Genomic DNA, 13,479 nt, shown 5'->3' with positions numbered 1-13,479 from the left:
GCTGTGAAGGTCGTATTTTTCATCTGCTTTCCCAATTCGGGGTCGGGCGCCAGCCTGGGCTTATCTCGTTCGAACTGCATTCGCAAAGAGAGATTTTAATGAAGAAGACTTTTCCCATTGCAGTCATGCTGCTGTCCACCGGTGCCGCTGTCGCGCAAGAACCTGCGCCGCAAGCAACTGCCCCGGACTCTTCCGCCCCAGCCACAAGCAAACCGGACGAAATCCAGAAAGTCGTGATTGTCTCCACCGGCAGCCGGGGTTCGCAGCGCACCGTCGTCGACGCGCCGGTCCCGGTCGACATCATCAACACCAAGGACCTGAACAAGACCGGCCAGATCTCGCTCGACAAGGCCCTCGGCATGCGGGTGCCGTCGTTCAACACGGTGCAGACCCCGGTCAACGACGCCACTTCCCTGCTCGACCCCTACGAGATCCGCAACATGGGACCGAGCCGTTCGCTGATCCTGATCAACGGCAAACGCAAGAACTCGAGCGCGCTGATCTACACCCAGACCTCGCCAGGGCGCGGCGAAAGCGGGTCCGACATTTCCGCCATTCCGCAAGACGCCATCAAGCGCATCGAAGTGCTGCGCGACGGCGCCTCGGCCCAATACGGCTCGGACGCGATTTCGGGCGTGGTCAACATCATCCTGAAAGACAATCCCGAAGGCGGCTCGCTGACCGCGCGCGCCGGCGTGACCGGCGAAGGCGACGGCAAGATGGGCGCCCTGAGCCTGAACCACGGCATCCGCCTGTCCGACAAGGGCTTCGTCAACTACACCATCGACATCTCGAAGGTGGGCCTGGCCGAACGCTCAGGACTGGTCGACGGGCGCGGCGACGCCGCCGACTTCGGCGCCAACCTGCAAAAGGACGTGCTGCCGTTCCTGGCCCAGTACCCTACCGCCGGCAACATCAACGGCTCGCCCAAGACCCGCGCCAACAAGTTCCTGGTCAACAGCCGGCTCGACATCACCGACGACTTCAACATCTACGGCAACGCGGCCTACGTCAAGAAACAGGTCGACAGCTTCGCCAACTACCGCACGCCGTACTGGCGTCCGACCGACTTCGGCCTGCTGCATGCGCCGGGCACGCCGTACGTCGGCTACGGCCCCCAGTTCATCGGCAAACTGGACGACTACAACGCTACCCTGGGCGCCAAGTTTACCGTGGGCGACTGGAACGGCGACGTCAGCGTGACCATCGGCGGCAACAAGCAAGCCTATGAAGTGCACAACTCGCTCAACCGCGGCATCGAAAACGCGCGCGTCGACGACATCGCCGCGGGCAAGACACCCGGCCCGCGTTCACCCACCAGTTTCGAAGCCGGCGGCACGCGGTTTCGCCACACGGTGGTCAATGCCGACGTCTCCAGGCAGGTCAGCGATGCCATCAACGTGTATGCCGGCACCGAACTGCGCAGGGAAAAGTATGATGTCATCGCCGGCGAATTCGCATCCTACACGGCGGGCGGCGCCGATTCGTACGCCGGCAACCTGCCGGAAAACGCCCTCTCGGCCGACCGCAAGAACTACGGTGTGTACGGCGGCAGCATGTTCGACATCACCAAGCAGTGGCTGGTCGACCTGACCGGCCGCTACGAAAAATACAGCGACTTCGGCAACGCCACCGTCGGCAAGCTGAGTACCCGCTACAAGGTCAGCGACCTGGTTACCCTGCGCGGTTCGTTCTCGAGCGGCTTCCGGGCACCGTCGCTGCACCAGATCTACACCCAGAAGAAGCAGTACTCCTTCGTGGCCGGTTCGGGCATCCAGGTATCGGGCCTGACCAACAACCAGTCGGACGAAGCGCGCGCGCTCAAGGTGCCGCAACTGAAAGCGGAAAAGTCGAAGAACCTGACCCTGGGCCTGGGCCTGACGCCGGACGCCAACACCAGCATCACGCTCGACTACTATCACATCGCGCTGAAAGACCGCATCATCCTGGGCAAGGAAATCGCGCCGACGGGCGATGCGACCCAGGAACTGGACAAGATCCTCGCCGCCGGCGGCGTGGTCTCGCTCAGTTTCTTCGCCAATGCGCTCGACAGCCAGACCTCGGGGATCGACTATGTGCTCAGCCGCAGAAATATCCCGGCCATGAACGGCAAGCTGGCGGTGAACCTGTCGGGTAACTACACGCTGAAAAACGAGCGTGACGGCGGCATCAACAACCCGCCGGCGATCGCCGCCGCGCGCCAGTCGGTGCTCGACGCGACCCAGGAAGCGCTGATGTTCACCTCGCGTCCGAAGCACAAGACCGTGCTTGGCCTCGATCTGGATTACAGCAAGTTCAACTTCTCGCTCAACAACACCTTGTACGGCCCGACCCAGTTCCGCAATGCGGGCCTGGACCAGAACCTCGAGCTCAAGTTCAAGACCCGCAACCTGACCGACTTCGCGCTCAACTACCAGCTGAGCGACAGCATGACGTTGACGTTCAACGTCAACAATATGTTCGATGTGTTGCCGAAGTGGGAATTGAAGCCTGTCAACGATACGGCCAAGGGGAACGACATTTTGAACAGCACGGCCCGGGATCCGAAGACCGGGATGACCCCGCGCGAAACCCAGGTCAACCTGATCACGTTCAACGGGCGCTATCCGATCGTGACCTACGATGGCTCGCATTTCAGCCAGTTGGGACGCATGTACAATATGTCCTTGAACGTGCGGTTTTGATGGGATGTTGAGGTCGCCCGTCGGCACGGTCCTGTTGATCGTGCCGGCGCGCGAGCAGTTGCGCACGACGCATCGGCGCCGGTCAGCGTTTCCCCAATCGACCGGCAACTTGCCCACTGACTCGGACACCCATGACAGCCCGTCCCCACAGCGAGCATCTTGCCGCAAACGGTCCATGTGACAAATACGACTTGATGCGTCCAGAGGGAGTTGGCGCCGCACCAGTGTATGCCGCAATGAGATCGGATGGAGCAGACCAGATTGCCGCAATTCGGATGTTGAGACAAGTCTACGGCTTGACGCTGACAGAGGCGAAAAAGGTCTGTGTCGAAGTTGATACCGGTCGATCAATCGAGCATTTTCAGCACGGCTTGGTGCAAGAAATTCTCAAGGTGCTCGACGATATTCCGAAAAAATAGCAGGTGAACCGACAAGGCGGATCGCATAGCGATAGCGCACGCAATACAGGCCGGCGCGTCCGTCAACGCCCTCCCGGGCCTCCTAGGCCGCCGCCACGCGCCAGTACACGGCATCGTTGGCACAGGCCCCCGCGTCGATACGCAGGCGTGGCGATTCGTGCACCGACACAGGCTGCTCATCACCGAGCAGGCTCACCATCGCCGGCACGTCGATGCCATTGATCGCGGCCTGAAAGCGGCGGATCAGTTCGCGGCAGAGTTTCTCGCTTGCCGGCGTTTCCCGATCATCCTCACGCAAGCGCCGCCGCGCACGAGCCAGGTACTGGCGCGCATTCACGGCATTGGTGCCGAGCGCGGCGGCGATGTCGGCATGCTCGCACTCAAACACCTCATGCAGGACCAGGGCCAGGCGCTCGGACGGCGACAGGCGCGACAGCATGCGGGCCAGCGCCTCGCCCAGTTCGGCGCGCCTCAGCAAGCCATCCTCCGGTGTTGCGGGTGGCACAGCGGGCGCCAGTTCCATGGCGGCGCTTGCCGCCACAGACTCGCGGGCACGCTTGCGCAGGCGGTCGATTGACTGATGCCGCACGACCGTGGTCAGCCACGCCGCCGGCGTTGCCACCGCTTCCTGTTCGGCATCGCGCCACTTGAGAAAGCAGTCCTGCACGATATCCTCGGCTTCCGCCGCGCTGCCGACGATGCGGCAACTGATCGCTTTCAGGCGCGGCCGTAACTGTTCGAACAGGGCCCCGTCGGCATCGCTCGTGTACGTCATCGGGAATCTCCTTTGTTGGTGCTGGTGCCACATGACGCTCGGCACTGCCCGGATGTGACACGCCCGCACTATCTATTTTTCGTGTCACACCGCACCTGGCCGCAGGCGTCAAGCAAGCGCAATCGACTCCGTGATTCAACTCTACCGCAAAAGGACCAAGATGACTTCCACTTTTCCACACGCGCTCGGCCTGGTGCCCACCGTCATAGAACAAACAGGTCGGGGCGAGCGCGCCTTCGACATCTATTCGCGCCTGCTCAAGGAGCGCGTGATTTTTTTGGTGGGCGAAGTCACCGAGCAATCCGCCAACCTGATCGTCGCCCAATTGCTGTTCCTGGAATCGGACAATCCCGACAAGGATATTTCGCTCTACATCAATTCGCCGGGAGGCTCGGTATATGCCGGCATGGCGGTCTACGACACGATGCAGTTCATCAAACCGGACGTCTCGACCCTGTGCACGGGCTTTGCGGCCAGCATGGGCTCGTTCCTGCTGGCGGCCGGCGCGATCGGCAAGCGCTACGCGCTGCCCAATGCCCGACTGATGATGCACCAGCCGCACGGCGGATCGCAAGGCGTGGCCGCCGATATCGAGATCCAGGCGCGCGAAGTGCTGTACCTGCGCCACCGCCTCAACACGATCTATGCCGAACGCACCGGGCGCACACTGGCGCAAATAGAAAAAGATTCGGACCGCGACAATTACATGTCGGCCGACCAGGGGGCGCAATACGGCCTGATCGACCGCGTGCTGCTGACGCGCGGCGAACATGGCGACTGATGATACTACGTGCGCTCCCGGTCGAGTTCGGCCCGCAATTCTTCCTCGGTGGGCAAAACCAGTTTGTATTTGCTGGCGAACAAATGTTCGTTGCCGTGCAAAACAGAGTAGCGCACGATCGACGCGTCCTTGTGGGTGCAGAGGATGATGCCGACCGTGGGATTATCGTCCGGGCCGCGTCTTAGTTCATCGTACATGCGGACATGCATATCCGTCTGACCGATATCCTGGTGGCTCAATTCGCCCCGCTTGAGATCAAAAATGACAAAGCACTTGAGCAAATAGTTATAGAACACCAGGTCGACGTAGAAATCGCGGCTCTCGGTGCTGATGCGCTGCTGGCGTGCGACAAACGCAAAGCCCTTGCCCAATTCGAGCAAGAAGCTTTGAAGCTGATCCATTAATGCATGTTCCAGCTCGCTCTCCACCACGGTACTTGCGGGGAACCCAAGAAACTCCAGTAACACCGGATCGCGCAGAAATTCGCGCGCTCCGCCTTTGAGGGCGGCCACCTTCTCGCTGGCCTCGTGCTTGACGGCTGCGCGATCCTGGCTTGCCAGCAGACGCTCATAGTACAGCGTGCCGATCTGCCGCTCGAGCGCGCGCGAACTCCAGTTCTGCTCGGCAGCCTCGTGCATGTACCATGTTCTGGCAGACTCGCTGTCGACGCGCAACAGCGTACGGTAATGTGTCCAGCTCAATTCGCGACGCACTGCGTCCCGAATCGGAAATGCCAAGAAAAAGCCGCGCATGTGACGCAAATTGCTAACGTCGAATCCTTTGCCAAACTCGGCGGTCAACGCCTTGGCCAATTCCGGCAAGAGGCGCTGTCCATAGGTGGCTCGCGCCGCACCGGCTTGCTCGAATTCGACGATATGCCGTCCCATCTCCCAGCAGGTTTGCACCTGAATCGTATCGACGGTTCGCAGCGAGCGCTGACGTGCTTGGCGGATCAGTTCGCCAAGTTCGGATAACAATCCTGGGAGATCGGGTTCCGCCCGTGAAAATAGAGTTGGTTCTCTCATGTCATTGATTCCCCAAGAGATCATGCAGGTGGACGAGTTCACAACGTACTGAGTGTTCGACACCTCCCAGCGGCTTTTGTTCCGTTAGTGATCTCTTAAGATGTAGCGAGATGTTCAATGCCGGTTCAATTCCTCAAGCAACATCTTTGGTGTCAGGTCTGACATTCGGACACGAACTCATCCAGGCGCCGCAATCCGCACCACGAAGCGGCAACCATGCCCGTCCGGGCCAGGCGCCAGCGTGACCGTGCCGTTCATGCGCAACGCGGCCTGTCTGACGATCGCCAAGCCGAGGCCCGTGCCGGTCGTGTCCTGCGACCTGGCGCGGTAAAAGCGCTCGAACACATGCGCCAGGTCCGCCGCCGCAATACCCGGTCCGTCATCGGTGACGACGAGCGTCAGGTAACCGTCGTCCTTAGCCAGTTCGACGACAATATTGGCGCCGGCCCTGGCATAGCGCAGCGCGTTATCGAGCAGGTTGGCCAGGATCGATTGAAACGCATGCACCTCCAGTGAGAACGGCAAGCGCTCGGGCGCCTCCAACGCCAGTTCGATATCATTGTCCATTGCTGTCTGCGCCGCCCGCGCCAGTTCGTGGCGCACCAGATGGGCGACGTCGATGACGCTGGTGTCGCCAATGCGCGTACCCTCCACCCGAGCCAGTTGCAGCAACTGCGCAATCAGGTGCGATGCGCGCGCAATCGCATGATCGAGATGGCGCTGCGCCTCGCGCCGCCCCTGCGCTTCGGGCTCGATGGCCAGTACGTGCGCCTGAACCGAAATGACCGCCATCGGCGTGCGCAGTTCATGCGCGGCGTCCTGGACGAAGCCATGTTCGCGCGCGATCTTTTCGCGCAGTTGCGCAAGCAGGCGGTCCAGCGCGCCCGCCAGCGGCCTAAGCTCGGCATACTTCGGATCGACGCCGGTGGGCGACATGTCGTCGGTGCCGCGCGCGGCGATCCGTTTGCTCATTTGCCGCAGCGGGCGCATGCCGCGCGAGACGGCAATCCAGACCGGCAGCAGAATGCAGGGAAAGGCGATCAGCAGGTAATAGACCAGGTCGCGCGCGATCGAGAGCAGCAAAAAGCTATCCGCCACCCTCGACCCGGCCACCGTGACCGACCAGCGCCCGGCCGTGCCCTTGAAAACCCGGAACGACCTGCCACCCACGCGCACCGTGCTCATCGCGCCCGCGTCGCCGCCCAGCAGTGCGGAGCCGCCCGCGGGGGATGAATACAAGCGGGTTCCATCCTGAGCGTTCAGCTGGATCAGCATGATTGCCGGAATGTCGTAGGCGCGGTACAACTGCTCGATCTGCTCCGACGTGGCAGCGGCGACGGCGCGTGCTTCTCCCGCATTGTCGAGCCGCGCCAGCGATGCGGACAGTCCCAGTCCGACGTCCTGGATGCTCTTGTCGCTGATGGCCGGATCTGTCGCGCCCATGTACATCACCGCCGACAACAACATCCAGGCGATGAAGAACGCCATCATCAGCGCCAGAACCACGCGCCCGACCAGCGTAGGGCGCAGGATCTTCAGCATCGGACCAGCATGTAGCCGACCCCGCGCACGGTGCGGATCCGATGGCCGCCGATCTTGCTGCGCAAGTTGAAGACGTGCACATCGATCGCGCCGAAGTTTACCGGCTCGCCGAGCGGTTCGAGACGCTCGGACAGCGCGCTTTTCGACACCACCACGCCCGGTTCGCGCGCCAGTTCGAGCATCAGCTGGAATTCGCGGCGCGACAGCTCGACGGGACTGCCCGCCAGCCGCGCCAGATAGGACTTCGGTTCCAGTTCCAGGTCGCCGATGGTCCACACTTGCCAGGACTGCTGCGCGTAACGCCGCAGCACGGCGCGCATGCGCGATGCCAGTTCCAGCGTGGCGAACGGCTTGACGATGAAATCATCGGCACCGCCGTCGAGCCCCGCCAGGCGCTCCTCCAATGCGGCGCGTGCCGTCATGATAATGATGGGGATTGCCACCCCGGCGCCGCGCCAGCGGGCCAGCAGTGCTCGCCCATCGCCGTCCGGCAGCGACAGGTCGAGCAGGATGCAGGCGTAATGGAGGCCCTCGAACGAGCGCGGCGCGTCGACGGCCTGGCGCAGCCATTCGCTGCTGAAGCCTTCCAGCTTGAGCGCTTTTTGCAGTGCCCGACCGAGGTCGAGATCGTCTTCAATAATCAGTATGTGCATCGCGCATGCCAGGTGTGCCTGTCTTAAGATTTGCAAAAGATTGGGATTGCGATAATGGCTTTTCACTTTGAACTGACCAAGGAATCGCATGACATTCTTATCGTACTTACCCCACCCGGCGCGTTTCGCATCCGGCGTCGCCGTCACCGCCCTGTTGGCCGGATGCGGCGGCGGCAGTGGCGGCCAGGCGGCGTCGAACGCCGGCAAACCGCTCAGTTGCGTGGCACAGAAGCCCGGTGCACCGCTGGCCGAATTGCTCGCCTGCAGCGGAGAGCTGAATCGCAGAATCGACGCCGCCATGGTGCCCTTCATGGCGGCGAACGGGATCACCGCAGCCACGGTGGCAGTGGCCAGGGATGGCGTCATGATCGCCGAGCGTGGCTACGGCCATCGCGACAGCGCGCGCCAGGTTCCCCTGCCGGCCGATGCCATGTTCATCACCGCCAGTATCGTCAAGCCGGTCACCGCCGCCGCGATCCGGACCCTGGCGCGCGAGGGCAAACTAGCTCTCACCGACCACGTGTTTTGTACCGGCTCGAACGCCCCGTGCTGGCTGGCGCGCGAGCTGCTGCCCGCCGCGCCGGATGCGCGGATCGCCGCGATCACTATCGAGCAACTGCTGGAGCATCAAGGTGGCTGGGATGCCGACATCAGCGGCGATCCGAGCATGTCGGAACCCGAGATCCGGGAATCGCTCGGCTTGCCGGCGCCACCGTACAAGGACGACGTCATTCGCTTTGTCATGCGGCGCCAGCTCGATTTCACTCCCGGCACAAAGACGGCCTACGCGAATTTTGGCTATCTGCTACTTGGACAGATCATCGAAAAGGCATCCGGATCGGCCTATATACAGTACCTTCAAGACAAGATCATGGGGCCGATCGGCATTCCGAAGACCGACTTCGAGGGCATGCGCTCGCTGATGCGCGATCGTCACCCGCGCGAACCGGACTACATCACGACGCTGACCGCCCCCAGCGTCTTCGTACCCGGCACCACCGTCCTGGCGCTCGACGGCGCAATCCGGGCCGAAAACTGGGCTGCGGCCGGCCAGGTGATCGCAACGGCGAAGGCGATGACGATATTCGCGGCGCACTACAGCGTTCCGGGCGGCGCGCCGCTGGCCGGCACCAGGAAAAGTGGTGGGTTCAGCGGCGCCGATCCCGGCGTGGCAACCTTACTGCGCCAACTCCCGTCCGGCATCAGCTACACGGTGATGATGAACAAGCTGGACGAGAACCATTCATCCGGCGACGCTTCGTACCAGGGCCAGGCTTTGCTCCGCATCGAGGCGGCACTCACCGAGGCGGGCCTGTAGCCTAAGCCGCTCTACGCTGGTAAAACCCTTCCAGCTCGCTGCTGACCAGCGCCTGCCCATGCTCGATCACGTAGTCCTGGAAGGCCGCCGCGACCTTCGGAATCGGCTGGCCGGCCAGGTGCATCACCTGCCAGTCGGCGTCCACCGGATTGCCCTTGAGCGGCAACATGCGCAGCAGGCCCGATTTGAATTCGAGCGCGCACGCGTGCACCGACAGGAAACCCACGCCCAGCCCGGCCGACACCATGCGCTTGATCGCCTCGTTGGACGAGACTTCGGAACCGAAATTGAGCGCGTGCCCGCCCTCCTTGAACAGGCGCTCGACGGCGGTGCGGGTACCCGAACCGCGTTCGCGCACCAGCAGGTTGGCGCCCACCACGTCGGCCAGGGTCAGCTTCCTTTTCTTCATCAGCGGATGATCGGCGCTGGCCACGAAACCCATCGGATGACGCGCAAAGCGCGCCGCATTGGTGCGCAGTTCGCGCGGCGGCGTGCCCATGATGGCCACGTCGATCTCCTGGCGCGCCAGCATGTTGACGATTTCGACCCGGTTGCCCACCTGGAGCTTGAGGCGCACGTCGGGCCGCTCGAGCGTGAACGGCACCAGCAGCGGCGGCAGCAAATGTTCGGCCGTGGTGACCGCGCCGATGCGCAGCGTACCGCTGGTGACGCCGTGCAGCGCCGCCAGCTCGTCGCCCGCATGCTCCCACAGGCGCAGGATGCGCTCGGCGAAATCCACCATCACCTCGCCCGCCGCCGTCAGTTGAATGCCGCGCCCGTCCTTGCGCGTGAGCGCGACGCCGGTGATGTTTTCCAGCGTGCGCAGTTGCAGCGATACCGCCGGCTGCGTCACGTGCATGGCCTCCGCCGCCTTCGACACGCTCTCGTGGCGGGCCACGAGGACCAGGGACTGGAGCTGGCGAAAGCTGGCGTGATACATAAGCTATTCCCTATCGATTGGTAAGTTACGCGACAAACCCTGAAGCCACGCCATGATAGACCAGTTGGCGCGGCCGGGTTCAGAACGCGTAGTTCACCGTCACGGCCAGCAGCGGCGCCGTCTTGCGCTTGGCCAGCGGGCTGTCGGCGGCGTCGCCGACCAGGCTGACCACGCCGACCATCGAATTCACCGACCAGTTCTTGTTCAACTTGCGCTGCGCGTTCACGCCCACGTTCACATGCGAAAAACCGGCCTTGGTGTCGTAGCGCTTGTAGCCGGAAGCGGCGCTCTGGGCCGCGGTCACGCCGTAGAACGCCTGCATGTTCTTCCTGTCGCTGTAGGTGGCCGACGCGAACACGCCCAACTGGTAGTTGTCGTTCTTGAACAACGGTGCCTGCGCGCCGAGTTCATAGCTGTTGCCGCGCTCGCGGTGGCTCAAGGCCACCATGGCGCGCAAGCCGACCCCGATGCCGCCGTCGAATTCATAGCCCACGCCGAACGCGCCGATCGCCGACGACTTGATTTCGCCCATGCCCTTGAGCGCATCGGAGCCTTTGGACAGCCCATGATCGCGATCGCTGCGGCTGCCGGCCACTCCCAGGGCGCCGCTCAGGGAGACCTTGCCGACCATGGTCTTGTAACCGATGCCGCTTGAGGTGCTGGCGAAAAAGCCGCTGGCATGCTGATAGTCGGCCACGATGACCGGCACCGCCCGGCGCTTGTCGCCGCCCAGGTATTCGGGCACCAAGGCCACGCCCAGCCCCACGGTCATGGTCGACTGGTCAGGCGGGGTGTCGGCCACCAGTTTTTGGGCGTGAACGGCAGGTGCGAGAGCGCTGAGCAGGAGGATGGCGGCGGCGGATAAACGTGGCATGTGATGGTCCTTGAGAGTGAAAATGAGTGCCGTTTGCTCGGAATGTTGAAACGACGGGCCGGAGTGTCGCAACGATTCCGCAACAGCACCATCGAATCCTCCCGCGTACCGGAAACCGGCCTGAAACGTAGCGTCAAAGGATACTTTCGGCCACGGCAGGCGATACCGGCGGCGCGCGGCCCCATGCATATGTATTAGTCAAAGCTTATGGATATGGATAAATCTCTGATTTTTCTTTTGTGTTCAAGCGCTCTATATTGACAGCTGGTTAACGCCCATTCACATCGCGACACCTACAGGAGGAGACACCATGGAAACCATCGTCATCGTCGGCGGCGGCGCCGGAGGACTGGAGCTGGCGACCCGGCTCGGCAACAGCGCAGGCAGGAGCGGGCGCGCGCGCGTCGTGCTGGTCGACCGCTGGCCGGCCCATTTCTGGAAGCCCCTGCTGCACACGGTCGCCTCGGGCAAGCACGATCCGCAGGTGATGGCGATCGACTACGCGGCCCAGGCGGCCGAACATGGCTTCGAATTCGCGCGCGGCGAAGTGCTGGGCGTGGACCGCGAGGCGCGCCGGGTGCTGCTGGCGCCGTGGATCGCCGACGATGGCGCCGAAGTGCTGCCGGCGCGCTCGATCGGCTACGACAAACTGGTGCTGGCCCTGGGATCGGTAACCAACTTCTTCGGCGTGCCCGGCGCCGAGCAGCACGTGCTGACGCTGGACGACGTGGCGCAGGCCGAAACGTTCCGCCGGCGCTTCATCGACGGCTGCATCCAGGCCAGCGCGCGCCAGGCGGCCGGTGCGCAAAACCCCGGCATCGACATCGTGATCGTCGGCGGCGGCGCCACCGGAGTGGAACTGGCGGCCGAATTGAGCCACAGCGCCCGCACGCTGGCCAGGTACAACGTGCACGCGATGGACCCGGTGCGCCATGTGCGCATCCGCATCCTGGAACGCGGCTCGCTGCTGCTGCCGCATCTGCACCAGCGCCAGTCCAAGCGCGCCGCGCGCCACCTGCGCGCGCTCGGGATCAAGGTCCTGCTCGATACCGCCGTGGCGCGGGTCGACGCCGGCGCGGTGGTCGACACCGAGGGCTGCGTCTATCCGTCGGCGATCACCTTGTGGGCCGCCGGCGTGGAGGCGCCGCCGCTGTGCGCCACGCTCGGATTGAGCACCAACCGCCTGCGCCAGATCGCGGTGGCGCCGTCGCTCCAGGCGCTGGACGATGCCAGCGTGTATGCGATCGGCGACTGCGCCAATTTTGTCTGCCCGATCCTCGGCAAGGTGCCGCCGCGCGCGCAGGCCGCGCACCAGCAAGCCGTGTACCTGGCGCAGGTGCTGGGCCAGGCCTCGCCTTTGAGCGCGCCGTTCGCCTACCGCGATTACGGCTCGCTGGTGTCGCTCGGACCACTGGCGGCGGTGGGCGTGCTCACGCACGCGTCGGGACGAAAATACGCGGTCGGCGGCGCGCTGGCGCGGCTCCTGTATAGCCTCATGTACCGCAAGCACCAGGTGGCACTGCACGGGGTGGTGCGCATGTCGGCCCAGACGGTGGCCGACTGGATTCGCGAGAAGCTCTCGCCATCGGTCAGGCTGCACTGAGCGGGACCGGGGCCGCCGCTGCGCCGGTCGTGCGTTTGCGTCCACACGCGGCGCTGTTTTTTCGGTCGCTCCCACTTGCAGGCGCGTTGTCATGGTAGCATCGCGGGCGATAATAACTGCGGAGGCGATGATGGCAAACAGGCTGATTGGAACGGTGGCTGCACTGTTGGTGGCGACGCTGCTGTCCGGCTGCGACACGATGACGCCCGACGAATGCAAGTCGGCCAACTGGAACGACATCGGCATGCGCGATGGCCTGGCCGGAAAGACCATGTCGGTGCTGAACGACCATGCCAAGTCCTGCTCCAAGGCCGGAACGGCTGTCGATTCCGCCAACTACATCGCAGGCCGCGAACGCGGCTTGCGGACCTTTTGCCGGCTCGAGAACGCCGCGCCGCTTGGCCTGAACGGCAGCGCGTACGCCGGTGTCTGCCCCGCGCCGCTCGACTTCGAATTTCGCCGCCGCCATCAGGCCGGCTACGCCGTGTACACCTTGCGCAGCCAGGTCGACGGCTTGGACAGCCGCGGCGAGCGTTTGCAGCGCCGCCTGCGCGAGGCCGACAAGGACGAAGCGAAGCAGCTGGCCGCCAGCGACAAGGACGACGAGCGCAAGCGCATTCGCAGGGAGTTCGACGAACGCCGGCGCGACGTGCGCAATGAGCTGCGCGATATCGACCGCAACCTGCAAGGCACGCGCGACGCCCTGCGCTCGGCCGAATATTCGCTCGACACCATGCGCTGAAAAGACCACCGGCGGCGCCTTGCACGGCGCCGCGCCGCATTTCGCGCCATCCCGCTGCATTTCGCGCCGTTTTCCCGCATTTCGTCGCATGCCTCCCCGACCCGCCTGCGTTGTCGATAAAGT

12 protein-coding genes are annotated in these 13,479 nt (G+C 63.6%); 6 read left to right on the top strand and 6 right to left on the bottom strand.

The features are described from left to right. The first annotated feature begins 98 nt into the window (after window positions 1-98). Together F2P45_RS28150 and F2P45_RS28145 are read left to right on the top strand one after the other, a co-directional pair. Entirely contained in the window at window positions 99-2,684 is a 2,586-nt protein-coding gene (locus tag F2P45_RS28150) for a TonB-dependent receptor plug domain-containing protein (protein WP_166881529.1), read from the top strand. Window positions 2,685-2,815: 131 nt separating this feature from the next. Beyond that, window positions 2,816-3,103, top strand: coding sequence for a hypothetical protein (locus F2P45_RS28145; protein ID WP_166881528.1), 288 nt, complete (start codon window positions 2,816-2,818; stop codon window positions 3,101-3,103). Between the two features lie 82 nt (window positions 3,104-3,185). On the opposite strand, the gene F2P45_RS28140 is transcribed toward F2P45_RS28145, so the two are convergent. Then, complete coding sequence (locus F2P45_RS28140) at window positions 3,186-3,878, bottom strand: sigma-70 family RNA polymerase sigma factor (protein ID WP_166881527.1); 693 nt, start codon at window positions 3,876-3,878, stop codon at window positions 3,186-3,188. A 160-nt stretch (window positions 3,879-4,038) separates the two neighbouring features. On the opposite strand from F2P45_RS28140, the gene clpP reads away from it, so the two are divergent. Next, a complete protein-coding gene (gene clpP / locus F2P45_RS28135) occupies window positions 4,039-4,659 on the top strand; it encodes an ATP-dependent Clp endopeptidase proteolytic subunit ClpP (RefSeq protein ID WP_166881526.1) in 621 nt (206 codons plus the stop codon). 5 nt (window positions 4,660-4,664) lie between these two features. On the opposite strand, the gene F2P45_RS28130 is transcribed toward clpP, so the two are convergent. The 3 genes from F2P45_RS28130 to F2P45_RS28120 form a co-directional block, all read right to left on the bottom strand. Continuing rightward, window positions 4,665-5,684 (bottom strand): PDDEXK nuclease domain-containing protein, encoded by a 1,020-nt coding sequence (locus F2P45_RS28130; RefSeq protein ID WP_166881525.1) that lies wholly within the window; start codon window positions 5,682-5,684, stop codon window positions 4,665-4,667. A 177-nt stretch (window positions 5,685-5,861) separates the two neighbouring features. Further along, on the bottom strand, window positions 5,862-7,226 hold the full coding sequence (locus tag F2P45_RS28125) for a sensor histidine kinase (RefSeq protein ID WP_166881524.1): 1,365 nt from the start codon (window positions 7,224-7,226) through the stop codon (window positions 5,862-5,864). Beyond that, window positions 7,220-7,879, bottom strand: coding sequence for a response regulator (locus F2P45_RS28120; protein WP_166881523.1), 660 nt, complete (start codon window positions 7,877-7,879; stop codon window positions 7,220-7,222). The genes F2P45_RS28125 and F2P45_RS28120 overlap by 7 nt, the downstream gene beginning before the upstream one ends. 88 nt (window positions 7,880-7,967) lie before the next feature. On the opposite strand from F2P45_RS28120, the gene F2P45_RS28115 reads away from it, so the two are divergent. Beyond that, window positions 7,968-9,197 (top strand): serine hydrolase domain-containing protein, encoded by a 1,230-nt coding sequence (locus F2P45_RS28115; RefSeq protein WP_166881522.1) that lies wholly within the window; start codon window positions 7,968-7,970, stop codon window positions 9,195-9,197. Between the two features lies 1 nt (window position 9,198). On the opposite strand, the gene F2P45_RS28110 is transcribed toward F2P45_RS28115, so the two are convergent. Further along, entirely contained in the window at window positions 9,199-10,137 is a 939-nt protein-coding gene (locus F2P45_RS28110; RefSeq protein ID WP_166881521.1) for a LysR family transcriptional regulator, read from the bottom strand. Between the two features lie 79 nt (window positions 10,138-10,216). After that, window positions 10,217-11,011, bottom strand: a complete 795-nt coding sequence (locus F2P45_RS28105; protein WP_166881520.1) for a MipA/OmpV family protein — start codon at window positions 11,009-11,011, stop codon at window positions 10,217-10,219. 310 nt (window positions 11,012-11,321) lie between these two features. On the opposite strand from F2P45_RS28105, the gene F2P45_RS28100 reads away from it, so the two are divergent. After that, window positions 11,322-12,614 (top strand): NAD(P)/FAD-dependent oxidoreductase, encoded by a 1,293-nt coding sequence (locus F2P45_RS28100; RefSeq protein ID WP_166881519.1) that lies wholly within the window; start codon window positions 11,322-11,324, stop codon window positions 12,612-12,614. A gap of 154 nt (window positions 12,615-12,768) precedes the next feature. After that, entirely contained in the window at window positions 12,769-13,356 is a 588-nt protein-coding gene (locus F2P45_RS28095) for a DUF2799 domain-containing protein (RefSeq protein WP_166881518.1), read from the top strand. Window positions 13,357-13,479 lie beyond the last annotated feature (123 nt).

This window comes from Massilia mucilaginosa (genome assembly GCF_011682145.1).
GTDB lineage: Bacteria > Pseudomonadota > Gammaproteobacteria > Burkholderiales > Burkholderiaceae_D > Telluria_A > Telluria_A mucilaginosa.
The sequence above is the reverse complement of the archived record's forward strand: the minus strand, read 5'-3'. Positions and strand labels throughout refer to the sequence as shown.

Excerpts from the sequence above, each read along its gene's own strand:
- F2P45_RS28125 (WP_166881524.1), bottom strand. The coding sequence starts at position 7,226 with ATGCTGAAGATCCTGCGCCCTACGCTGGTCGGGCGCGTGGTTCTGGCG.
- F2P45_RS28120 (WP_166881523.1), bottom strand. The coding sequence starts at position 7,879 with ATGCACATACTGATTATTGAAGACGATCTCGACCTCGGTCGGGCACTG.
- F2P45_RS28140 (WP_166881527.1), bottom strand. The coding sequence starts at position 3,878 with ATGACGTACACGAGCGATGCCGACGGGGCCCTGTTCGAACAGTTACGG.
- F2P45_RS28115 (WP_166881522.1), top strand. The coding sequence starts at position 7,968 with ATGACATTCTTATCGTACTTACCCCACCCGGCGCGTTTCGCATCCGGC.
- F2P45_RS28100 (WP_166881519.1), top strand. The coding sequence starts at position 11,322 with ATGGAAACCATCGTCATCGTCGGCGGCGGCGCCGGAGGACTGGAGCTG.
- F2P45_RS28110 (WP_166881521.1), bottom strand. The coding sequence starts at position 10,137 with ATGTATCACGCCAGCTTTCGCCAGCTCCAGTCCCTGGTCCTCGTGGCC.
- clpP (WP_166881526.1), top strand. The coding sequence starts at position 4,039 with ATGACTTCCACTTTTCCACACGCGCTCGGCCTGGTGCCCACCGTCATA.
- F2P45_RS28150 (WP_166881529.1), top strand. The coding sequence starts at position 99 with ATGAAGAAGACTTTTCCCATTGCAGTCATGCTGCTGTCCACCGGTGCC.
- F2P45_RS28130 (WP_166881525.1), bottom strand. The coding sequence starts at position 5,684 with ATGAGAGAACCAACTCTATTTTCACGGGCGGAACCCGATCTCCCAGGA.
- F2P45_RS28105 (WP_166881520.1), bottom strand. The coding sequence starts at position 11,011 with ATGCCACGTTTATCCGCCGCCGCCATCCTCCTGCTCAGCGCTCTCGCA.
- F2P45_RS28145 (WP_166881528.1), top strand. The coding sequence starts at position 2,816 with ATGACAGCCCGTCCCCACAGCGAGCATCTTGCCGCAAACGGTCCATGT.